The sequence below is a fragment of the Brevundimonas sp. CEF1 genome (assembly GCF_051353055.1).
Classification (GTDB): domain Bacteria; phylum Pseudomonadota; class Alphaproteobacteria; order Caulobacterales; family Caulobacteraceae; genus Brevundimonas.
The window spans coordinates 2,109,432-2,130,317 of sequence record NZ_CP195593.1; the positions used below are offsets into that span (position 1 = coordinate 2,109,432).

Sequence of the window (20,886 nt, forward strand, 5' to 3'; positions counted from 1 at the left end):
ACTACCGCATGGCTCTTTACGAGCACACGGTCATGACGCGCCAGGATATCTCGGCGCAACAGGCCGAAGCGCTGAACGACACCATCAAGGCTCTGATCGAAGAAGGCGGCGGCAGCGTCGCCAAGATCGAGTACTGGGGTCTGCGCAACCTGACCTACCGGGTCAAGAAGAACCGCAAGGCTCACTATTCCCTGCTCGCCATCGACGCCCCGGCCGCCGCCGTGGCCGAAGTCGAGCGTCAGCTGTCGCTGAACGAAGACGTCCTGCGTTGGCTGACCGTCCGCGTCGAGGAACTCGACCTGGAACTGTCGCCCCTGCTGGCTCGTCGTGAACGTGAGCGCGATCGCGATCGCGGCCCGCGCGCCGACGAAGCTGCGGCCTCGGAATAAGGAACCGGATCATGACCGACACCACCGCTCCCATCCCGGGCGCCCCGGCCGGCTCCGGCTCCGCCGGCCGTCGTCCCTTCTACCGTCGCCGCAAGGTCTGCCCGTTCTCGGGCGCCAATGCGCCGAAGATCGACTACAAGGACGTGAAGCTGCTGCAGCGTTACGTCTCCGAACGCGGCAAGATCGTGCCCTCGCGCATCACCGCCGTTTCCGCCAAGAAGCAACGCGAACTGGCCAAGGCCATCAAGCGCGCTCGCTACCTGGCCCTCCTGCCGTACGTGGTGAAGTAAGATGAAGGTCGTTCTGCTGGAACGCGTCGAGAACCTCGGCGCCATCGGCGACGTCGTCACCGTCAAGGACGGCTTCGCTCGTAACTACCTGCTGCCGCGCGACAAGGCTCGCCGCGCGACCTCGGCCAACCTGAAAGCGTTCGAACTCGACCGCGCGGCTATCGAAGCCCGCAACGAGAAGAACAAGGCCGAAGCTCAGAAGGTCGCCGACAAGATCGACGGCCAGACCTACGTCATGATCCGTCAGGCCGGTGAAACCGGTCACCTGTACGGCTCGGTCGCCGGTCGCGACGTGGCTGAAGTCATTCAGTCCGAAGGCGGCAAGGTCGAGCGTTCGCAAGTCGTTCTGAACGTCGCGATCAAGGCCCTGGGCGTCCACGAAGTGCCGGTTCGCCTGCACCCCGAGGTCCGCGCCACGGTCAAGATCAACATCGCGCGTTCGGCCGAAGAAGCCGAGCGTCAAGCCAAGGGCGAGGATGTCATCCGCGCCCAGTTCGACGACGAGCGTAACGCCGCCGAACAAGCCGCCCAAGAACTGATCGAGGGCGGCGCCGGTCAACAAGAAGGCTTCGGCGACGAAGCCTGATCTGTCGACTGACGGTATCGATCAAGGGGCGCGTCCTTCAGGACGCGCCCCTTTTTCTTTGGCCGGACCCTTTAGCTTTTCTACGTGTTCAGCGACATATTCTCGATATCCCGCGCCGTTTTCGCACCGCAATATCGTCACAGCTCATCCTCCTCGATGGGCGGGAGATGAAGATGCGAATGCGCCTTTACGCCACCACGCACCGCCCGGTCGTTCGACCGGCGCGATGTCCAGCCCGCCGCTGATAGCCCCCTGACCGGTCCGCCGCCGGCCCAGACCACCCAGACAATCGACGCCGCCTCCGCGACGCCGCCTGACGGCGTCGCCTGAGCCTGTGCGTCCAATCAGAAAAGCCGACCTCTCGAGATGACCTTCGCCTACCGTTCCAGTCTGTTCCTCGCGGCCTCCGGCGCCGCCCTGCTGATCGCCGGCGCGACCTCCGCCCAGGAAGCCCCCGCCGACGCCGACGCCACCTCCATCGACGACATTGTCGTCACCGGCAGCCGCGTGCCCAGCCGCTCGCGCCTCGACACCCTGGCCCCCGTCGATGTCGTGACCGCCGAGACCCTGTCCACCCGCGGCACCACCGAGTTCGCCGCCGCCCTGGCCCAGACCGTTCCATCGCTGACCTTCGCCCGCCCTTCGGTCGTGGACGGCACGGACTCCATCCGCCCGGCCACCCTGCGCGGCCTGTCGCCGGATCAGACCCTGGTGCTGCTGAACGGCACGCGCCGCCACGCCTCGGCCCTGGTCAACGTCAACGGCTCGATCGGACGCGGCTCGGCCGCCGTCGATCTGAACGCCATCCCGACGGGCGCCTTGGATAGGGTCGAGGTCCTGCGCGACGGCGCCTCGGCGCAATACGGTTCGGACGCCATCGCCGGGGTCATCAACCTGCGCCTGAAGGAAGCCCGCGAGGGCGGCGGCGCCAGCGTCACCTACGGCCAGTATTTCACCACGGTCGAGACCGCACGGGGCGAGCGTGACGAGACCGACGGCGGCACGGTCACCGCCTCGGCCTGGCAGGGATTCGGCCTCGGCTCGGACGGTTTCCTGACCCTGTCGGCCGAATACCTGAACCGCGAGCCGACCAACCGTTCGGACTATGATCCCCGCGTCACCCCGACAGCCATCACCGCCCGCGCCGGCGATCCCAAGGTCGAACAGTGGACCGTCTTCGCCAACGCCGGCAAGCCGCTGAATGCGGATTGGGAAGCCTACGGCTGGGCCGGCTATCAGGACCGCGACAGCCAAAGCGCCGCCTTCCCGCGTCTGGCCAACAACGCCAACAACGTGCCCGCCGTCTATCCCAACGGCTTCCTGCCCAAGATCGCCGTCAACTCGCAGGACCTGTCGCTGGCGGGCGGCGTGAAGGGCGAGATCGCCGGCTGGAGCGCCGACATCAGCCTGGTCTATGGCCGCAACGCCCTGGACTTCCGCACCGAGGATTCACTGAACTCGACCTATGGGGCGGCTTCCCCGACCAGCTTCGATTCCGGCGGCCTGACCTATGACCAACTGGTCTTCGGCGCCGACTTCGCCCGTCAGTTCGAGGTCGGCCTCAGCGGCCCGCTGAACTTCGCCTGGGGTCTGGAAGCCCGTCGCGAAGGCTACAAGATCGACGCCGGTCAGCCGGAGTCCTGGAACCGCGGTCCGCTAGGCGCCAACACCGCCCTGGCTGGCGGCGCGCAAGGCTTCGTCGGCTTCCAGCCTTCGAACGAGGTAGACGAGGACCGCGACGCCGTCGCCCTCTACGCCGATGTGGAAATCCCCCTGACCGAGAAGTTCACGGTCGAGGGCGCCTTGCGCATCGAGGACTATTCCGACTTCGGCGACGCCCAGACGGGCAAGCTGGCGGCGCGCTACGATTTCAGCCCCAACTTCGCCTTGCGCGGCTCGGTCTCAACCGGCTTCCGCGCCCCGTCCCTGCAACAGAGCTTCTTCACCTCGACCTCGTCGGTGATCCAGAACGGCGCCGTGGTCGAGACCGGCACCTTCCCGGCCACCAGCGCCGTCGCCACAGCCCTGGGCGCGCGTCCGCTGAAGCCCGAGACCTCGACCAACTATTCACTGGGCGCGGTCATTCGTCTGGGCGATTTCGACCTGACGGTGGACGCCTACCGCATCGAGATCGAGGACCAGATCGTCCTGTCCGAGCTGATCAACCGCAGCTTCTCGCCCCAGGTCGCCGGTCTTCTGGACCCGCTGGGCGTTCAGGCGGCCCGCTTCTTCCTGAACGGGGTGACGACCGAGACCGAAGGTGTCGACATCGTCGGCCGTTATCGCCTGCGCACCGAAGGCGCCGGGAACTGGGACTTCACCGTCGCCGCCAACGTCAACGACGTCAGCGTGACCAAGCTGCCGACCTCGTCGTCGGTGCTGAACCCGGTGCCGACCCTGTTCGCCCGCAGCCGTATCCTGACCATCGAGGAGGGAACGCCGGACACCAAGGTCTCGACCTCGGCCGACTGGAGCCTGGGCCGCTGGGGCGCGACGGCGCGGGCGACCTACTACGCCGACGTGCTGCAGCCTGGCTCGACGGCGGCCAGCGACTACTCGACCGGGGCCAAGACCACGGTCGATCTGGAAGGCCGCTTCCAGGTCACGGATCGGATCGGCGTCGCCGTGGGCGTGGACAACGTCTTCGACGAATACCCGGACTTCGTCCCCGAGGCGCTGAACAGCAACGGGGTTCTGGGCTTCCCCTACTACTCTCCGTTCGGCTTCAACGGGCGCTATGGCTACGCCCGTCTGAGCGTGAAGTGGTGACGGCGGCAGGGGCCGGGTGCGAGGGAGCTCTCCTCTCCGCGTCGCGCCGGGCCCTGCTGGTCGGGGGCGGCGTGGCGGCTGCGGCGGCGACCGCCGCGGCCGCTGCGTCCCGTCCGGCAGAGGCGGCGGTTCAGGTAGGCGACGAGAGCACCCTCAGCCCCTGGGGCGCTCGCCCCAAGGGACCGCCCCAGCCCCTCCCGCGCGGGATCGACCTTCCCGCCGATCCGCGCGCCTATACCGAGATCAGCAGCTATCACGCCCATATCTATTTCAACGAGGACACGGCCTATCGCGCGGCCCAGTTGCGCGACTGGGTGATCCATCGCTTCAAGGTCGAGCTGGGCGAGTGGAACGAGGGGCCGCGCGGCCCGCACACCACGCCCTCCTTCTATTTCGGCTTCGCCAACGAGCTGGTCCCGATGGTCATTCCCTGGCTGATGCTGAACCATCTGGGACTGAAGATCCTGATCCACCCCAACACCGACGATCCTTACGCCGACCACCTGATCAACGCCCTGTGGATCGGCGAGACCCAGCCGGTGAACGCCTTCCGCATGGCGCGCTCGGCCACGGCGGCGGGCGGCGACATCGAGCGGATCTATCCCAACACCCTGCCGACGGTTCCACTGGAGACCTGACCGCGTTCGGCGGCCATTGTTCCGCCACAGCCGCCAAGGCAAGCTGGGCCGTTTCCATCGGAGGGGCCCGCATGAAGAAGACCACGCTCATCCTCGCCGCCGCCGCCAGCCTGTGGGCGAGCGGGGCCAGCGCCATGACGGTTCAGGAGTTCCTGACCTCGGCCAATCGTATCCCGCGCAATCCTACCGCCCTGCTGCGGTCGGACACGCGGCGGCTGATGAACGAGGTGAAGCAGGCCTTCTCGACCGTTCGCAGCGACCAGACGGCGGCTCAGGCCGCAGGGCGCCGCCCGGCCACCTGCATGCCTGAAAAGGTCAGCCTGTCCGCAGACGCCCTTCTGGCCCGCTTCAACGCCATCCCGGCGGCGCGCCGCAACATCAGCGTGACCCAGGCGGTGCGCGAATGGATGGCGGCGGAGCATCCCTGCCCGGTTTGACCCCGCCGCCCCCGAACAGCCTTGCGTAACGGCCCGAGGCGGCACATCTAGCCCCCATGTTCCGTGCCCCTGCATTCTGCGCTGTGCTGGCTGGCGTCGTGATGACGCTCGCCGTTCCCCACCCGGCCCTGGCGGCGGACATGACCGTGCAGCAGTTCCTGAACCTCGGCGCCAATGTACCGCGCAATCGCGTCGCCGCCATGCTGCGACCCGAAACGCGTCGCCTGATCGGAGAGGTCACCGGCGCCGTCAGCACGGTCAAGGCCGAACAGGCCGAGGCCGTCTCTTCGGGGCGTCGCCCTGCCCACTGCATCCCCCCGTCCGGCACCGGCATCACGCCGGAAAGCCTGGTCGTGCGCTTTGAATCCCTGCCTCAGGCGCAGCGGAGCCTGACCGTCACCCAGGCTGTCCGCAACTGGATGGTCGAGCGTTACCCCTGCCGCAACTGATCCGCCGCCACTGATCGGACAGCGCTTTTCCGGACGGTCCACAGACGCGCGGCGATGGTCCACGGACAAGGCGGCGCCCGCGTCTGACGCAGACCGCGCTTAGGGCTATGCCTATTTCAATGAACGCCTTTGCTCCCATGCCCTACGGAAACGATCAGGTCTCCGTCTCGTCCATGCCCCACAACCTGGAGGCGGAGCAGGCGCTGCTGGGCTCGCTGATGTTCGACAACGCCGTGTTCGAGCGGCTGTCGGACCGTCTGCGCGGCTCGCACATGTACGAGCCCTTCCATCAGCGGCTGTTCGAGGCGATCGAGGATCACATCCGCCAGGGCCTGCTGGCCGAGCCGACCATCCTGATGGAGCGTTTCAAGCAGGACCCGGCGTTTCACGAGTTCGGCGGCTTGCGCTACCTGGCCGATCTGGTGGACCGCGCGCCTCCGGCCGCCAATGCGCCCGACTATGCTCGCGTCATCTATGACCTGGCGCTGCGCCGCGACCTGATCCGCATCGGCGGCGAGATGATCAAGGAGGCGCCCAACCCCGATACGCCCGCCGACGAGCAGATCGAACAGGCCGAACAGACCCTCTATTCCCTGGCCGAGACGGGCAAGCCTTCGTCGGGCTTCGTCAACTTCTCCACCGCCCTGGCCGGCGCCGTGGAAATGGCGGGCGAGGCCTATCAGCGCGAGGGCAAGCTGGCTGGTCTGGCCACCGGCCTGATCGACCTGGATCGCAAGCTGGGCGGCCTGCACCCGTCCGACCTTCTGATCCTCGCCGGCCGTCCGTCGATGGGTAAGACCGCCCTGGCCACCAACATGGCCTTCAACGTGGCCCGCGCCTATCAGTGGGAACCGACGCCGGAGGGCCGCAAGACGGTCAACGGCGGGGTCGTGGCCTTTTACTCTCTGGAAATGAGCGCCGAACAGCTGGCCATGCGTATCCTGGCCGACGCGTCCGGCGTGTCCTCGGACAAGCTGCGCAAGGGCGAGATCGACGCCTCGGACTTCGGCAAGCTGCGCGACGCGGCGGTCGAGATCGGCGAGAGCCCGCTTTATATCGACGCCACCGGCGGCATCTCCATCTCCAAGCTAGCGGCGCGTGCGCGACGCCTGAAGCGGATGGAACACGGCCTGGACCTGATCATCGTCGACTACCTGCAGCTGGTGACGACGGGCGAAGGCGGCGGCCAGAAGAACCGCGTGCAGGAAGTGTCCGAGATCACCGGCGGTCTGAAGGCTCTGGCCAAGGAACTGGGCGTGCCGATCATAGCCCTGTCGCAGCTGTCGCGTCAGGTCGAGCAGCGCGAAGACAAGCGCCCGCAACTGTCCGACCTGCGGGAATCCGGCTCGATCGAGCAGGATGCCGACTGCGTCATGTTCGTCTATCGCGAGAGCTACTATCTGGGCCGGGCCGAGCCGCGCGAAGGCACCGAAGAGCACCTGCAGTGGCAGCAGGACATGGACCGCCTGCAAGGTCAGGCCGAGGTCGTCATCGGCAAGCAGCGTCACGGCCCCATCGGCATCGTCAAGCTAGCCTTCGACGCGGACACCGTCCGCTTCGGCAACCTGGCCCACGACGGTCGCTATGGCGACGCCTTCGCGGATATTCCCGAGTAATTCGGCTCAACACGCCGTAGCCTCGCGCTTCGTCATCCTCGGGCTTGACCCGAGGATCGGGCGATCCGCCTGCTCGACGGCAGAAAGCGCCAGCGCGCCGCTACACTCGATCCTCGGGTTAAGCCCGAGGATGACGGCGGGAAGCTAGCGCAGGGCCACAAAAGCCGCTGGCGCCGCACGAAACTTGCGGCATAAGGGCTCCATGTCCCTCCCCGCCTCCCTCACCGTCGATCTCGGCGCGCTTGCGCGCAATTTCCACACCCTGCAGGGCCTGATCGGCGTGCCGGTCAATCCGGTCGTCAAGGCCGACGGCTACGGCCTGGGCGCCGCCGCCGTGGCCAAGCGGCTGATGGCTGAAGGGGCGCGGACCTTCTTCGTGGCGCGGGCGGCCGAGGGCGTGCTGCTACGCGAGGCCATCGGGCCTGAGCCGGTCATCTATGTGCTGGACGGCTGCCACGGCCAATCGGCGGCCATGATCAAGGCGGCCAACCTGCGCCCCGTGCTGAACCAGCCGAGTCAAATCGAAGCCTGGACGGCGGCGGGCGGCGGCGCCTGCGGCCTGCAACTGGACACCGGCATGAACCGCCTGGGCTTCCGCGTCGAGGACGCGCCCGAGCCGTTCGAGGGGCTTGAGCTGGTCATGACCCATCTGGCCTGCGCCGACGAACCGTCCAATCCGCTGAACCGCGCCCAGCGCGACGCCTATGCGGCGGCGGTCACGCGCTATCCGGGCGTGACGCGGTCCTTCGCCAACTCGGGCGGCTGTTTCCTCGGACCCGACTTCGCCTTCGACGTGGCGCGCCCCGGCATCTGCCTGTTCGGCGGCGGCCCCGAGGGCAGGCCCGACAGCCGCATCGTCCCGGTGGCGACCCTGAACGCCCAGATCATGCAGGTGCGCGACGTGCCGGCGGGCGAGACGGTCGGCTATTCGCAAGGCTATCGCGCCGAGGCGCCGATCCGCGTGGCCACCTGCGGCACCGGCTATGCCGACGGCGTCATGCGCAGCAACAGCCCGCGCGGTCAGGTCTGGGTGGCGGGCGAGCTTCGCCCCATCATCGGGCGGGTGTCGATGGACGTGCTGGCGGTCGACGTCACCGGCCTGGACGTGGCGGCCGGCGACACGGTCGAGATCTTCGGCGCCAACCGTCTGGTGGACGACGCGGCGACGGCGGCGGGAACCATCAGCTATGAAATGCTGACCTCGATCACGCCGCGCGTGCCGCGCCTCTACGTCGGTTGAGTTAGCTCAGAGCCATCGCGCTCATGCCGATCGCGCCGACCACGAAGCTGGCGACCACGGCGGCGGCGATGGCGCTGACCACCATCCACAGCACAATGGCCGAGATGACAACGACGGCGGTGTAACCCAAGGCCTTGTCCTGCGGCGCCTTCATCACGGTCGGCAGGCCCAGATACAGCAGGTAGAAACCGTAGAGGCCCAGCAAGCCGCCCAGCCAGGCCAGAGCCGGGAACAGATTGAAGATGGATGCGACCCAGGCCGCCGTCATCGAGTAGACGGCGACCTTCATCGACTGCACCTTGTCCTTGGTTCCGTTGAAGGTCGGGGCCAGGGCGTCGATGATCAGGCCCAGCACGAAGACCGACACCAGCGACAGGCCCCAGGTGACGATGGCGCCCAAGAGGCCGCCCACCATCGGAGTGCGCATCACCGAGCCGAAGATGGCGATCGGGAACAACTGTCCGCCGATCAGGCCGGCGACCGGACCGATGGCGGCCAGGATCATGGCGTAGCGGGCGAACAGGCTGCGCGGCGTGGCGTATTCGGCCTCGATGACCGGCCATTCCAGCTTGGGTCGCATCAGAATGTTCTGCACGCGGGCGACGAGGCCCGGATCGATGGCGGGCGGGTTCGGAGCGGTCATGAAGGCCTCGGGCGGGGGTGAGTCGTAACGACGCTATAGCTTGGCAGGATGACGGGCATATGAGGGCCAATGCAACCCGTCCGCGCCACCCTGCGTCAGACCCGGACGCAGGGTGCTGCATGCCCCCTCGCCCGCGCCGCGATTCCTGCTAGGTCAGGGTCATGGCGCGCGACACTCTTCTCTATGTCTGTCAGTCCTGCGGGGCGGTTCACAACAAGTGGGCGGGGCAATGCTCGGCCTGCGGCGAATGGAACAGCCTGGCCGAGGAATCGAAATCGGCGCCGCCCGGCGCGATGAAGCCCGCCTCGACGGCGCGCGGACGCGGCCTGCAGTTCGAAACCCTGCAGTCGGACACGCCCGAGCCGCCGCGCATCGTCACCGGCGTCACCGAGTTCGACCGCGTCTGCGGCGGCGGCGTGGTGCCGGGCTCGGCCATCCTGCTGGGCGGGGACCCTGGCGTGGGCAAGTCCACCCTGCTGCTGGAGGTCACGGCCAAGGCCGCCAGAAACGGCGCCCGCGTGGCCTATATCTCAGGCGAAGAAGCCATCGAGCAGATCCGCGCCCGCGCCAAGCGCATGGGGGTGGCCGACGCCGCCGTGTCGTTGGCCTCCGCAACGGCCCTGCGCGAAATCCTGACCACGCTGAAGCGCGACAAGTTCGACATCGTCATCATCGATTCCATCCAGACCCTGTGGTCCGACGCCCACGAGGCCGGGCCGGGCTCCGTGACGCAGGTGCGAGCCTGCGCCGCCGAACTGGTGCGGCTGGCCAAGGACGGCGGCCCGGCCATCATCCTGGTCGGCCACGTCACCAAGGACGGCCAGATCGCCGGGCCGCGCGTGGTCGAACACATGGTCGACGCCGTCCTCAGTTTCGAGGGCGAGCGCGGCTATCCCTTCCGCATCCTGCGCGCGGGCAAGAACCGTTTCGGCGCGACGGACGAGATCGGCGTGTTCGAGATGAGCGACGTCGGCCTGCGCGAAGTGACCAACCCGTCTGCCCTCTTCCTCGGCGAAGGCAAGGACCGCGCGCCGGGCGCCGCCGTCTTCGCGGGCATCGAGGGATCACGCCCCGTTCTGGTGGAGATCCAGGCCCTGGTCGCGCCTTCTGCATACGGCACGCCTCGACGTGCGGTCGTGGGCTGGGACAATGGCCGTCTGGCCATGCTGTTGGCCGTGCTGGAGGCGCGCTGCGGCCTCGGCTTCGGCGACAAGGATGTCTATCTGAACATCGCCGGGGGCCTTCGTATCAACGAGCCGGCCGCCGATCTCGCCGCCGCCGCCGCCCTGATATCCTCGGCCCTGGACAAGCCCCTGCCCCAGGGCTGCGTCGTCTTCGGCGAGATCGGCCTTTCGGGCGAGGTCCGCGCCGTCAATCGCGCCGAGGCGCGGCTGAGAGAGGCGAAGAAGCTCGGCTTCGACCGCGCCCTGGCCCCAGCCCAGGCCAAGGACAAGGTCAAGAAGGGTGACGTGGCCCTGACAACCGCCAGCCTGCTGACCGAAGTGGTCGAGCGAATCTCGCAAAACCGCTATTGAGGCGGCCTCTCTGGCTTCAACGATTGCAACGCGCGTGACCGGCTACGACGTCTTCGTCATCCTTGTCCTTCTGGCCTCCGGCGCCGCCGGCTGGTTCCGGGGCGGCGTGCGCGAGCTGACGGCCTTTTTCAGCTTCTTCCTGGCGGGCTTGCTGGCCCTGATCACCCTGCCCTGGACCGCGCCGTTCGGACGGTCGCTGGTCGATCCCGACTGGGCCGGGTCGGTGCTGGCCGTGGGGCTGACCTTTCTGATTCTCTATTTCGGCCTGCGCTTCCTCGGCGCCGCCATTTCCAAGGGCGCGCGGGGCAATGCGCTCGGCGCCTTCGACCAGACCTTCGGCCTGGCGCTGGGCGCGGTGCGAGCCCTTGCCCTGATCGGAGCGGTTCACCTGATCATCATGGGCGCCATGTCGGACAATCCCCCGCGCTGGCTGACGGGAGCGGCCCTGTCGCCCGTCAGCGAAGGCTCTGCCAAGGCCATTCAGGTCGTTCTGCCGACGCTCGGAAAGGGCGCGGACGCCCTGACGCCGGTCGTCGGTTCTTCCGTCCGCGAAGGGTTTTCCGATCAATGAGCCTTGCCCTCGACGCAATGGCGGACTACGTGCGCGGCGCCGCCGCCTGAGTTATCCTGTCCCGGTCATCGGAGCCTGACGATGCGCCACCATATCGCCGATCCCATCGTTCACCGCGAACACTGGCGCGAGCCGGAGGATGACCAGCTGCGGCTGGAATGCGGCGTCTGCGGCGTCTGGGGCGCGCCTGAGAACGAGGCCTCTTCCATCGTCGCGCTCGGCCTGCACGCTCTGCAGCATCGCGGCCAGGAAGCCTGCGGCATCGCCAGCGTCAGCGACGAACGCTTCTACACCGAGCGCCATCAGGGCCTCGTCGGCGAGGCCTTCGGCAACGCCGAGCTGACCACCCGCCTGCCCGGCGGCGCCGCGGTCGGCCACACCCGCTATTCCACCGCCGGCGGCAGCTTCCTGCGCAACATCCAGCCGATGTTCGCCGATCTGGACCAGGGCGGCATCGCCATCGCCCACAACGGCAACCTGACGAATTTCAAATACCTGCACAGCCAACTGGTCTCGGAAGGCGCGATCTTCCAGTCCACTTCGGACTCCGAGGCCATCCTTCACCTGATCGCCCGGAGCCGTAAGGCCAAGATCGTCGAACGCTTCATCGACGCCCTGGGCCGGATCGAGGGCGGCTACGCCCTGGTGGCGCAGACCCGTTACAAGATGATCGGCGCGCGCGACCCGCTGGGCATCCGCCCCCTGGTGCTGGGCAAGGTCGGCGAGGCTTGGGTGCTGGCGTCCGAGACCTGCGCCCTGGACACCATCGGCGCCACCTTCATTCGCGATGTCGAACACGGCGAAGTGGTCGTGATCGACGAGGACGGCCTGACCTCGCTCAAGCCCTTCCCGGCCCGCGCCGCCCGCCCCTGCCTGTTCGAGTATGTCTACTTCGCCCGCCCCGACAGCGTGGTGAACGGCCGCTCGGTCTATAACGTCCGCAAGGAAATGGGCCGCCGCCTGGCGCGCGAGTTTGAGGTCGAGGCCGACATCGTGGTGCCGGTGCCGGACTCCGGCGTGCCCGCGGCCCTGGGCTATGCCCAGGAAAGCGGCATCCCCTACGAAGTCGGCATCATCCGCAGCCACTATCTGGGCCGCACCTTCATCCAGCCCAGCCAGGGCGCCCGGCAGAAGGGCGTGCGCATGAAGCACAGCCCCAACCGCTCGGCCCTGGAAGGCAAGCGCGTGGTGCTGATCGACGATTCGATCGTGCGCGGCACTACCTCGCTGAAGCTGGTCCGCGCCGTGCGAGCGGCGGGCGCCAAGGAGGTTCACCTGCGCTCGGCCAGTCCGCAGATCCTCTTCCCCGACTTCTACGGCATCGACATGCCCGAGCGGACGCAGCTGATGGCCGCGACCCACACCATGGACGAGATGCGCGCCATCCTGGAGGTCGACTCCCTGGGCTTCCTGTCCATCGACGGCCTCTATGACGCCATGGGCGCCGGCCCGCGCGATCCGGCCCAGCCCCAGTTCACGGACCACTACTTCACCGGCGACTATCCGACCCGGCTGCTGGACCGCGAAATCGCCGAGGGCGGCCGTGACGCCAAGGGCGGGCAACTTTCCCTGCTGGTGACCGCTTAAGGCGGTATGATCCAGCTCGGCTACTTCACGCTCGACACGCCCGACATCGAAAAGGCCCGCGTCTTCTACGCGGGTCTGTTCGGCTGGACCTACGACGAAGCCGCCTCGCACCCGACCTACGCCCACGTCAGCGGGTCCGATCCCGCCTTCGGCATCACCAAGGGCGAGCACCGGGCCTATCCGCATCTCTACTTCCGTGTGGACGACATTCACGCGACCTGCGCCCGTGTGAGAGAACTGGGCGGACACGCCGCCATGCCGGCGCAAAGCCCCTCCGGCCTGTCCGTCGTCGTCGCCGACGACCAGGGCGTCAGCTTCAGCCTGTGGCAGGCCGCGCCGGGGTATTGAACTGAGCCTTTCGTCCGACGACGGGGCGCGCTATCAGCGCACCATGTCCGAACACGCTTCCCTTCCCCTCGCCAACCGTATTGCTCTGGTCGTCGGCGCCTCGCGCGGCATCGGCTATGAGACCGCCCTGGCCCTGGCCAAGGCCGGCGCCCACGTCGTGGCGACCGCCCGCACGCAGGGCGGCCTGGAAGAACTGGACGACGCCATCTTCGCGGCCACCGGCCAGCACGCCACCCTGGTCCCGTTCGACCTGGTGGACGGCGGCGCCATCGACCGTCTGGGCGGCGCCCTGTTCGAGCGTTTCGGCAAGCTGGACATCTGGGTTCAGGCCGCCGCCACCATGGGACCGTCGGGGCTGACGCCGGTGGCCCACGCCGAGCCGCGCGAGTTCGCCAAGATCGAGAAGATCAACTTCACCGGCGTCTATCGCCTGATCCGCTCGCTGGAGCCGCTGCTGCGCGCCTCGGACGCCGGTCGCGCCGTCTATCTGACCACCAGCGTCGCGGCCAACCCGCGCGCCTTCTGGGGCATGTATGCGGCGACCAAGGCGGGCGCCGAGGCCCTGGTCAAATGCTGGGCCGACGAGATCGAGAGCACCCCGGTCCGCGCCGCCATCGTCGATCCGGGCCGCATGCGCACCCAGTTGCGCGCCCAGGCCTTTCCGGGCGAAGATCCCGAAGTCCTGCCTCACCCTTCGGAGATCGGCCCCCTGATGGTCGAACTGGCCCGCCCCGACCTCACGCCGCCCCTGACCGTCAGCTTCAAGGATTGGAAGCAGGGTCTGTCGGCGGAAGCCGCCGCCTAAGATCCCATGTCGATCCAGTCGCCGGGGGGCCGACTTTCAGGACCGACGACACAAACCGTTCGCACGACGGCAGACCGGACCGCGCGCTCCGGCCCGGTGACGCGCGCGACGCCCTATGCGGATATTCTGGCCTTCGCCGCCTCGGTGCTGCTGGTCCTGATCTACTCGCAGTCATGGGCCGCGCCGATGACCGGCTATGGCCAGCGCTCGGCCGACTTCCTGCTCAACTTCTTCTATCCTGCCTATGCCCTGGCGGTGGGACTGGTCCTGACCCGTCCCGGCACGGCCTTGCAGGCCCTGGCCCGATCGCCCTTGCTGCTGGCGCTGCTGGCGTTGGCGGCGCTGTCCTTCGTGTGGTCGATCAATCCGGACGTCACCCTGAGGCGCGTGATGGCCCTGCTGTTCACAACCCTGGGCGGGGTCGCCCTGGCCGTGCGCTGGCGCTGGACGACGCTGACCGAGATCTTCGCCACGGCCATGGCGATCATGATGATCGCCTCGCTCCTTCTGGCCGTCCTGGCGCCCGACCTGGGCCGGATGCAGACCATCTTCCCCGGCGCCTGGCGAGGTCTCTGGCTCGAGAAGAACTCTCTGGGCGAGAACATGGGCCTGGCCGCCATCTTCATGGTCGCCGCCGCCATCATGGTCCCCAAACGTCGGAGATTGTGGCTGGTGTTCGCGGCCGTCGCGGCGGCGCTGGTGGTCATGTCCACGTCAAAGACCGGCCTTGTTGTGCTGATCCTCGCGATGGCCAGCATGGTGTTCGTCGCCCTGGTGAAGGCCGGACGCGTGCGCGCGATCCTGGGCACCTGGATCACGGTCGTCGTCATCTGCGCCGCCCTGGTCGTCATCGCGACCCGTAGCGACCTGCTGTTCGAGCTTCTGGGCAAGGACGCCACCCTGACAGGCCGCACCGAGATCTGGTCCGGCATCCTGCGTCAGGTCGAGCATCGCCCGTGGACCGGGTTCGGCTATGGCGCGGTCTGGACCGACACCTCGCCGGGCGGACCGCAGTCCTGGATCGCCTATGAGGCCCGGTTCTCGGCCGCCCACGCCCACAGCGGCTGGCTGGAGGTCTATCTCAGCCTCGGTATTCCCGGCCTGATCCTGCTGGCCGCCTGGATGATCGAAATGTGGGCGCGGTCGTTCTGGGCCGCCTACACCCGCCTGTCCGGCTGGCTGCTCATCCCCATGATGACGGCCTATACCCTGACCATGTTGACTGAAAGCATCACCATGAACTGGCACAGCCTGCGCTGGGTGCTGTTCGTGACCCTGGCCCTCAAGGCGGTGATCGGCGATCAGGACGCCCCGGCCAAGGTCGTCACCCCCTTCGCCCGTACACGACGGCCGCGACCGCTCTAGGCGGTCCCGAAAAGCAAAAGGGCGGATCCGTCGTCGTCGACGGCTCCGCCCTTCAACCTGGCTGCCTGCAAAGGCGGCCTACTTCTTCGGCGCGTGCTTCTGGCCCGTGCGGATACGGCCCGAGCGCGACACCTGACGGGCGCCGCCGCGAGCGCCCTTTTGCACGGCGATGCTCTGACCGGCCTTCTTGCTGGAGCCGGCCTTGAGCCCGCCCAGGGCCTTCACCTTGGGCTTGATGCCCGACTTCTTCTGCTCCAGCGCCTTGCCGGGCAGGTTGGACAGGGCCTCGGCGGCCTTCTCGGCCTTCAGCACCTTGCGCGGCGCGGTCTTGGCGTCGCCCTTGTAGCGTTCGGGACCGGACTTGGAGCCGCCCTCGGCATAGGGGTTCGAGGTGCTGCTGGACTTGACCGTCAGGCGGATCGGCGTGCCCGGCAGGTCGAAGCTTTCGCGCAGGCTGTTCACCAGATAGCGCTGATAGTGCTCGGGCATGTCCGAGGCGCGGCTGGCCATCAGGACGAAGGTCGGCGGACGGGCCTTGGTCTGGGCCATGTATTTCGGCTTCACGCGCTTGCCGTTGACGGCGGGCGGCGGGTGCCTCTGGGTGGCCATGGACAGCCAGGTGTTCAGGTCCTTGGTCTTGACCTTCACCGACCAGGTTTCATAGGCCTTGATGATGGCCGGCATCAGCCGCTCGACGCCGCGTCCGTTGTGCGACGACAGGGCGACGAAGGGCGAGCCCTTCAACTGCGGCAGCTTGTCCTCGGCCAGGCGCTTCAACTCGGCCATCTTGGACTGGGGTTCTTCTTCCAGGTCCCACTTGGAGGCGACATAGACCAGGGCGCGGCCCTCGCGCTCGACCAGGTCGGCCAGTTGCAGGTCCTGGGTGTCGAAGGCGTCGTCCTTGTCCATCACCAGCACGACCACCTCGGCGAAGGTGATCGCGCGGATGGTGTCGGCGACCGACAGCTTTTCCAGCTTCTCCTGGACGCGGGCCTTGCGGCGCATCCCGGCGGTGTCGACAAAGCGGATCGCCTTGCCTTCGTATTCCCAGTCGACCGAGATGGAGTCGCGGGTGATGCCGGCCTCGGGGCCTGTCAGCAGCCGGTCTTCACCCAGCACGCGGTTGATCAGGGTCGACTTGCCCGCATTGGGGCGACCGATGATGGCGATGCGGATCGGCTTGTCCGGCTCGTCGATCTCTTCGACGAAGATGTCGGCGGAAGCCTCGACCAGCGCCTGATACAGGTCGGCCATGCCCTCGCCGTGCTCGGCCGAGATGGCCACCGGTTCGCCGAAGCCCAGGGCGTGAGCTTCACCCACGCCGCCGCCGCTTTCGCGGCTCTCGGACTTGTTGGCCAGCAGGATGATCGGCTTGTGCACCTTGCGTAGACGTTCGGCGAAGATGCGGTCCAGCGACGTCACGCCGTCGCGGGCGTCCATCATGAACATGACGACTTCGGCGTCGTCCAGCGCGGCCTCGGTCTGCTCGCGCATCCGGGCTTCCAGGCTGTCGTCGGTGACGTCTTCGTAGCCGGCCGTGTCGATCAGCGTCAGATCCATGTCGCCGATATTGCCGTCGGCATAGCGACGGTCACGGGTCACGCCCGGGCGGTCATCGACAAGCGCCAAACGCTTGCCGACGAGTCGGTTGAACAGTGTCGACTTGCCCACATTGGGCCGGCCGACGATGGCGACTTTTAGAGCCATGTCGGCTTTCTAACTCAAATCAAAGAAAAGATCAGCGGATGCTGACCAGTTGGCCCTTGTCGGTGAGGACGTAAAGGGCGCCGTTGTAGGCGGCCGGAGCGATGAAGGCCGCCCCGCCCAGCTTCAGGCTGGATTGCTGCGCGCCGGTCTTCGGGTCAAAGGCCACGACCTCGCCGTCCGAATTCACCAGCACCAGACGGTTGGAGGCCAGGATCGGGCCCGACCAGACAGGGCGGACCGTCTTGGAGCCGAAGCCCAGAACGCCGCCTTCTTTGCGAACACGGCCCTCGTTCAGATCGCGGGTCCAATAGACCTGGCCGCTGTCGCGATTGACCACGGTCAGTTCACCGGCCTTGGACACCACATAGACCACGTCGCCGACCGGCAGAGGCGCGTTGACGCCCGCGACCGGCAGGGACCATTTCGGCTGACCCGAACGGATGTCCATCGACTGAAGGACGCCCGACTGGCTGACGGCATAGACGAAGCCGCGGCTGATGACCGGACGACCGGCGATGTCGCGGATCTCGGACAGGGCGCTGGTGCGGCTGGTCCGCGACAGGACTTCCTGCCAGACCGGCTGGCCGTTCGAGGCGCGCAGCGCCACCAGTTCACCCGAGGAGAAGGGCGCGATGACGGTGTCGCCGCTGACCGCCGGGCTGGAGGCGCGCATGACGCGCGCGGGCTCGGTGATGCCGCGATAGGACCAGTCCTGACGACCCGTATTGACGTTGAAGGCCACCAGTTGGTTGTCGACGTCGATGACATAGACGCGCTGGCCGGCGACCGTCGGGGCGCCATGGATCGGGAGATCGACGGACGTCTTCCACAGTTCGGCGCCCGTCGCGGCGTCCAGCGCCGTCATGGTGCGATAGCCCGAGGAAACGAAGACCTTGCCTCCGCCGACGGCCACGCCGCCGCCGAAGCCGCCGCCGGCCGCGCCGCCGCCGAAGCCGATGCCCAGGATGCGAGAGCCGCGATCATGCTCGTCGACCTTGACGTTGGCCTTCCACAGGACCGAGCCGGTGCCGGCGTCCACCGCCGTCACGCCGGCCTCGCCGTCCAGAACGAAGATCTTGCCGCCGTCCGCGACGACCGGAGCCATCACCTGACGGGTGCGGCTGGAGCCGGCGCCGATGTCGCGGCGCCAGGCGATCGAGAACTCAGGCGCCGCGATGACATGCTCGACCGAGTTGTCGGCGTTGCCGCCCGGCTGGGTCCAGGCGGTGGCCGCCTGGGGACCCGGCAGGAAGAAGTCACGGCCAGACAGGGCCGCCGACGGCGCCAGCTGCTGCTCGAACTCCAGGATCGAGATGCGTTGCCCGTCGGTCGCCTTGGCGACGTCTTCCTTCTGGCCGCCCAGGCCGAAAGGCAGGGCGCTGCGCACGGTGCCGCAGGACGCGACGGTCATGGCCAGACCGCACAACAGGGCGACTTTCAGCGTTCGGTTCATGCGGGGCGTCCTGAAAGCGTCAATTACGGGCGAGCGGCGGCAGGCGCCGCTTCGGCTTGAGCGGGAGCCGCAACAGCGGCGGCGGGCGCGGCGGCCGGCGACGGCAGGGCGACGGCGGCGCGAACAATGGCGGCCAGACCGGCGGCCGTGCCCGAATCGATCGCCTGAACGCCGGCCTGGGCGCGCTGACGGACGTCGTCCGGCACGTCCTGCCCCAGTTGCAGCTGGACGAAGGCCTGACGCGCTTCGGCGGTCTTGCCGTGCTGCAGTTGCGCCATGGCCAGGGCTTCCTGCGCGAAGGCGTGCAGCGGGCGCTTGTCGTCAGCCAGGGGCTCAAGACGTTTCTGAATGTCTTCCAGCGAGGCCGTGTCCATCAGCAGGAAGGCGGCCTTGATGGCGGCGGCGTCGGCGATGATCGGATCACCGGCGGCCTTGGCGGCGTCGTCGAACAGCTTGACCGCGTCCTGGGTCTTGTTCGCCGTCACGGCGATTCCGGCCTGTTGCATCAGGGCCAGGGCCTTGTAGGCGCCGTTGCCCGACTTGGCCGCCTCGGCGAAGGCGGCGTCCGCGCCCGACGGGTTGTTGGCCTGAAGAGCCTCCATGCCGCGATCATAGGCGGCCGAGGCCTTGTCAGCCTGATTGGTCACATAGCTCTGCCAGCCCCACCAGCCCAGGGCGGCGACCAGGGCGACGACCAACAGGCCGGCCCCGATCGGCAGCCAGGTGCGGGCCATACGCTTGTATCGATCGGAGCGAAGCTCCTCCTCGACCTGTTCGAAGACATCAACCACGAAACGTCGCCCCAAAAACCGCTGCCAAGACTGGTCGCTAAACCGGCGCGACCCTAGAGGGTCGTCGTCCTGCCCGCAACGCAGGCGTTCGCGCCGCGACCTGAAATTTCAGCAGTAGGTCGCGACTTCGGCAGGAAAACGGCGCTCAGATTTCCTGCGACAGCTTCACAACCCCGGCCGCCAGCAAGGCGACCAGAACCCCTGCCGTGGCCCAGAACAGCTGCATTCCGCCCATGGAGCTCATGTCGAACCCGCTCAGCCCCAGCCTATCCAGCAAGGACTGAACTGCCTGAGCGCCGTCCACGCCCGCCATGCTCAGCCCCTGCGCGACAGGTTGAGAGCCCGTCGATGCGGACGCTGACGACTCGGTGAAGTTGAAGTTGACGTTCAGGACCTCGCGCACGGCGATGACGCCGCCGATCAGGCCCGCGCCGGACAGGGCCACCGTGCGGAAGCGTGAGGTTTTCGACAATTTCGCCGCCACCCCGGCCTCGAACTGGGCCGAATCGGCAAAGCTCGGCGCGCGTGCGAACAGACGCTCGATGGCAGGGTCGAACTCATCAACCGACATGGGACGCGCTCCCGTGAGCAACCGGTTCCGGCTGGAGCCGGGCCCGAAGTTTATCCAGACCACGCTTGACATGAGATTTCACCGTTCCAAGCGGCAAATTGATGGCGGCCGCGATTTCGGGATGGGACAGGCCCGCCCCGTGACACAGGGAGACGCACAGGCGCTCCGGCTCGGTCAGGCCCTTCATCGCCTCGTCCAGGTCCATGCGACCGGCGCTGTCAACATTGGGCGCGACCTCGTCGTTCTCGACCTCGGCCACATAGCGAGCGTCCTTCGAGCGGCGCTTCAGATAGATGCGTGCGGCGATCCGCTTGATCCAGGCGCCGAAGGTCCCCTCGCCGCGAAACTCGGCGCACTTCTCGAACGCCAGCAGAAAGGCGTCCTGGGCCACGTCGTCGGCCAGGGCGGGTTGCGCCCCCATCCGACGCAGCAGTCCGCGCACCGCCGGGCTGTGGCGACGCACCAGCTCCCCGAACTCGCGACGCCCGCCCGCCGCCGACAGGGCGGCGAGCTCGACATCGTGCAGATCGCGTAAAGGCTTGGCCATGACGGTTTCCCCTCCCCGTCGCCCCTCAGCCCTTGTTCTTGTTGAAGAAGCTCAGGACAATGAAGGCCAGACCGATCATGCCGGGGATCGCGGCGATGCCGCTGATCGGATAGAAGGCGTCCATCTCGGCGAAGCTGACCGCATAACCGAAGATGGCGATGCCCAGGCTGACCGCCAGCAGGATGACGCCGACCCGCAGGTCGCGCGCGGCCGTCGCCGGCGGCTTGATGTTGTCCTTGCTGAGCGAGTCGATCACTTCCGGCGGCAGCGGCTGACCTTTTTCAATCGCCGAGCGCAGGGTGGCCTGCATCTCCTTGCGCTCCTTGCTCTTCAGCCAGGCCGGCACGACCACGATCGCGATGATCATGATGAATGGCGCCAGAGGAATGAGAACTTCGAGTCCGTCCATGGGTGTCGCCCCTTCTTGAATACTGGAGCCGAGCGTGACGCTGCGGCCTTCTGATCACAAGAGGCGTTGATCGGCTCGATCAGATGCAGGATCGCGCATGAACTCTTTGTAAGGCGCGATTTTCCGGCCCGACCGGCGTT

At 67.5% G+C, this 20,886-nt stretch carries 22 protein-coding genes; 15 read left to right on the forward strand and 7 right to left on the reverse strand.

Features of this window, described 5'->3' with window-relative positions:
- Positions 1-8: 8 nt before the first annotated feature.
- From rpsF to alr, 9 genes are all read left to right on the forward strand, one after another.
- The gene (gene rpsF / locus ACR9FL_RS10895) at positions 9-389 is read left to right on the forward strand and encodes a 30S ribosomal protein S6 (RefSeq protein ID WP_296176949.1); all 381 of its coding nucleotides are present in this window, start codon (positions 9-11) and stop codon (positions 387-389) included.
- Positions 390-400: 11 nt separating this feature from the next.
- Positions 401-679 (forward strand): 30S ribosomal protein S18, encoded by a 279-nt coding sequence (rpsR, locus tag ACR9FL_RS10900; RefSeq protein ID WP_105564333.1) that lies wholly within the window; start codon positions 401-403, stop codon positions 677-679.
- A gap of 1 nt (position 680) precedes the next feature.
- On the forward strand, positions 681-1,265 hold the full coding sequence (gene rplI, locus ACR9FL_RS10905; protein WP_292082520.1) for a 50S ribosomal protein L9: 585 nt from the start codon (positions 681-683) through the stop codon (positions 1,263-1,265).
- Positions 1,266-1,631: 366 nt separating this feature from the next.
- Positions 1,632-4,034 carry a TonB-dependent receptor plug domain-containing protein gene (locus tag ACR9FL_RS10910; RefSeq protein ID WP_436355588.1) on the forward strand — a complete coding sequence of 801 codons (2,403 nt, stop codon included), beginning with the start codon at positions 1,632-1,634 and terminating at the stop codon, positions 4,032-4,034.
- Positions 4,028-4,672 (forward strand): DOPA 4,5-dioxygenase family protein, encoded by a 645-nt coding sequence (locus ACR9FL_RS10915; RefSeq protein WP_436355589.1) that lies wholly within the window; start codon positions 4,028-4,030, stop codon positions 4,670-4,672. Before ACR9FL_RS10910 ends, ACR9FL_RS10915 begins: the two co-directional genes overlap by 7 nt.
- Positions 4,673-4,743: 71 nt before the next feature.
- Positions 4,744-5,109: a hypothetical protein gene (locus ACR9FL_RS10920; protein ID WP_436355590.1), complete on the forward strand. Its 366-nt coding sequence runs from the start codon at positions 4,744-4,746 to the stop codon at positions 5,107-5,109.
- Positions 5,110-5,210: 101 nt separating this feature from the next.
- Complete coding sequence (locus tag ACR9FL_RS10925) at positions 5,211-5,558, forward strand: hypothetical protein (protein WP_296176963.1); 348 nt, start codon at positions 5,211-5,213, stop codon at positions 5,556-5,558.
- Positions 5,559-5,677: 119 nt separating this feature from the next.
- Complete coding sequence (locus ACR9FL_RS10930) at positions 5,678-7,174, forward strand: replicative DNA helicase (RefSeq protein WP_296176964.1); 1,497 nt, start codon at positions 5,678-5,680, stop codon at positions 7,172-7,174.
- Positions 7,175-7,376: 202 nt separating this feature from the next.
- Positions 7,377-8,414 (forward strand): alanine racemase, encoded by a 1,038-nt coding sequence (alr, locus tag ACR9FL_RS10935; RefSeq protein ID WP_436355591.1) that lies wholly within the window; start codon positions 7,377-7,379, stop codon positions 8,412-8,414.
- A 1-nt stretch (position 8,415) separates the two neighbouring features.
- On the opposite strand, the gene ACR9FL_RS10940 is transcribed toward alr, so the two are convergent.
- Entirely contained in the window at positions 8,416-9,057 is a 642-nt protein-coding gene (locus ACR9FL_RS10940; RefSeq protein ID WP_296176970.1) for a Yip1 family protein, read from the reverse strand.
- Positions 9,058-9,218: 161 nt separating this feature from the next.
- Here ACR9FL_RS10940 and radA point away from each other — a divergent pair, with 161 nt between their 5' ends.
- The 6 genes from radA to ACR9FL_RS10970 all read left to right on the forward strand — a co-directional run bounded on the left by radA (position 9,219) and on the right by ACR9FL_RS10970 (position 15,268).
- The gene (radA, locus tag ACR9FL_RS10945; protein WP_436355592.1) at positions 9,219-10,592 is read left to right on the forward strand and encodes a DNA repair protein RadA; all 1,374 of its coding nucleotides are present in this window, start codon (positions 9,219-9,221) and stop codon (positions 10,590-10,592) included.
- Between the two features lie 34 nt (positions 10,593-10,626).
- On the forward strand, positions 10,627-11,163 hold the full coding sequence (locus tag ACR9FL_RS10950) for a CvpA family protein (protein ID WP_436355593.1): 537 nt from the start codon (positions 10,627-10,629) through the stop codon (positions 11,161-11,163).
- A gap of 81 nt (positions 11,164-11,244) precedes the next feature.
- Complete coding sequence (gene purF / locus ACR9FL_RS10955) at positions 11,245-12,750, forward strand: amidophosphoribosyltransferase (protein WP_297933033.1); 1,506 nt, start codon at positions 11,245-11,247, stop codon at positions 12,748-12,750.
- A 6-nt stretch (positions 12,751-12,756) separates the two neighbouring features.
- The gene (locus ACR9FL_RS10960; protein ID WP_436355594.1) at positions 12,757-13,098 is read left to right on the forward strand and encodes a VOC family protein; all 342 of its coding nucleotides are present in this window, start codon (positions 12,757-12,759) and stop codon (positions 13,096-13,098) included.
- Between the two features lie 43 nt (positions 13,099-13,141).
- Positions 13,142-13,903, forward strand: coding sequence for an SDR family NAD(P)-dependent oxidoreductase (locus tag ACR9FL_RS10965; RefSeq protein WP_296175123.1), 762 nt, complete (start codon positions 13,142-13,144; stop codon positions 13,901-13,903).
- 96 nt (positions 13,904-13,999) lie between these two features.
- A complete protein-coding gene (locus ACR9FL_RS10970; RefSeq protein ID WP_436355595.1) occupies positions 14,000-15,268 on the forward strand; it encodes an O-antigen ligase family protein in 1,269 nt (422 codons plus the stop codon).
- Between the two features lie 78 nt (positions 15,269-15,346).
- On the opposite strand, the gene der is transcribed toward ACR9FL_RS10970, so the two are convergent.
- The 6 genes from der to ACR9FL_RS11000 form a co-directional block, all read right to left on the reverse strand.
- A complete protein-coding gene (gene der / locus ACR9FL_RS10975) occupies positions 15,347-16,975 on the reverse strand; it encodes a ribosome biogenesis GTPase Der (protein WP_436355596.1) in 1,629 nt (542 codons plus the stop codon).
- Between the two features lie 31 nt (positions 16,976-17,006).
- The gene (locus ACR9FL_RS10980; RefSeq protein WP_436355597.1) at positions 17,007-18,428 is read right to left on the reverse strand and encodes an outer membrane protein assembly factor BamB family protein; all 1,422 of its coding nucleotides are present in this window, start codon (positions 18,426-18,428) and stop codon (positions 17,007-17,009) included.
- A gap of 23 nt (positions 18,429-18,451) precedes the next feature.
- Positions 18,452-19,219, reverse strand: a complete 768-nt coding sequence (locus tag ACR9FL_RS10985; RefSeq protein ID WP_436355598.1) for a tetratricopeptide repeat protein — start codon at positions 19,217-19,219, stop codon at positions 18,452-18,454.
- Positions 19,220-19,364: 145 nt separating this feature from the next.
- Positions 19,365-19,790, reverse strand: coding sequence for a hypothetical protein (locus tag ACR9FL_RS10990; protein WP_436355599.1), 426 nt, complete (start codon positions 19,788-19,790; stop codon positions 19,365-19,367).
- Positions 19,780-20,337 carry an RNA polymerase sigma factor gene (locus ACR9FL_RS10995; protein WP_296175132.1) on the reverse strand — a complete coding sequence of 186 codons (558 nt, stop codon included), beginning with the start codon at positions 20,335-20,337 and terminating at the stop codon, positions 19,780-19,782. The genes ACR9FL_RS10990 and ACR9FL_RS10995 overlap by 11 nt, the downstream gene beginning before the upstream one ends.
- Positions 20,338-20,362: 25 nt before the next feature.
- Positions 20,363-20,746: a DUF6249 domain-containing protein gene (locus ACR9FL_RS11000; protein ID WP_292036253.1), complete on the reverse strand. Its 384-nt coding sequence runs from the start codon at positions 20,744-20,746 to the stop codon at positions 20,363-20,365.
- Between the last annotated feature and the right edge of the window lie 140 nt (positions 20,747-20,886).

Excerpts from the sequence above, each read along its gene's own strand:
- rpsF (WP_296176949.1), top strand. The coding sequence starts at position 9 with ATGGCTCTTTACGAGCACACGGTCATGACGCGCCAGGATATCTCGGCG.
- rpsR (WP_105564333.1), top strand. The coding sequence starts at position 401 with ATGACCGACACCACCGCTCCCATCCCGGGCGCCCCGGCCGGCTCCGGC.
- rplI (WP_292082520.1), top strand. The coding sequence starts at position 681 with ATGAAGGTCGTTCTGCTGGAACGCGTCGAGAACCTCGGCGCCATCGGC.
- ACR9FL_RS10910 (WP_436355588.1), top strand. The coding sequence starts at position 1,632 with ATGACCTTCGCCTACCGTTCCAGTCTGTTCCTCGCGGCCTCCGGCGCC.
- ACR9FL_RS10920 (WP_436355590.1), top strand. The coding sequence starts at position 4,744 with ATGAAGAAGACCACGCTCATCCTCGCCGCCGCCGCCAGCCTGTGGGCG.
- ACR9FL_RS10925 (WP_296176963.1), top strand. The coding sequence starts at position 5,211 with ATGACGCTCGCCGTTCCCCACCCGGCCCTGGCGGCGGACATGACCGTG.
- ACR9FL_RS10930 (WP_296176964.1), top strand. The coding sequence starts at position 5,678 with ATGAACGCCTTTGCTCCCATGCCCTACGGAAACGATCAGGTCTCCGTC.
- alr (WP_436355591.1), top strand. The coding sequence starts at position 7,377 with ATGTCCCTCCCCGCCTCCCTCACCGTCGATCTCGGCGCGCTTGCGCGC.
- ACR9FL_RS10940 (WP_296176970.1), bottom strand. The coding sequence starts at position 9,057 with ATGACCGCTCCGAACCCGCCCGCCATCGATCCGGGCCTCGTCGCCCGC.
- radA (WP_436355592.1), top strand. The coding sequence starts at position 9,219 with ATGGCGCGCGACACTCTTCTCTATGTCTGTCAGTCCTGCGGGGCGGTT.
- purF (WP_297933033.1), top strand. The coding sequence starts at position 11,245 with ATGCGCCACCATATCGCCGATCCCATCGTTCACCGCGAACACTGGCGC.
- ACR9FL_RS10960 (WP_436355594.1), top strand. The coding sequence starts at position 12,757 with ATGATCCAGCTCGGCTACTTCACGCTCGACACGCCCGACATCGAAAAG.
- ACR9FL_RS10965 (WP_296175123.1), top strand. The coding sequence starts at position 13,142 with ATGTCCGAACACGCTTCCCTTCCCCTCGCCAACCGTATTGCTCTGGTC.
- der (WP_436355596.1), bottom strand. The coding sequence starts at position 16,975 with ATGGCTCTAAAAGTCGCCATCGTCGGCCGGCCCAATGTGGGCAAGTCG.
- ACR9FL_RS10980 (WP_436355597.1), bottom strand. The coding sequence starts at position 18,428 with ATGAACCGAACGCTGAAAGTCGCCCTGTTGTGCGGTCTGGCCATGACC.
- ACR9FL_RS10990 (WP_436355599.1), bottom strand. The coding sequence starts at position 19,790 with ATGTCGGTTGATGAGTTCGACCCTGCCATCGAGCGTCTGTTCGCACGC.
- ACR9FL_RS10995 (WP_296175132.1), bottom strand. The coding sequence starts at position 20,337 with ATGGCCAAGCCTTTACGCGATCTGCACGATGTCGAGCTCGCCGCCCTG.
- ACR9FL_RS11000 (WP_292036253.1), bottom strand. The coding sequence starts at position 20,746 with ATGGACGGACTCGAAGTTCTCATTCCTCTGGCGCCATTCATCATGATC.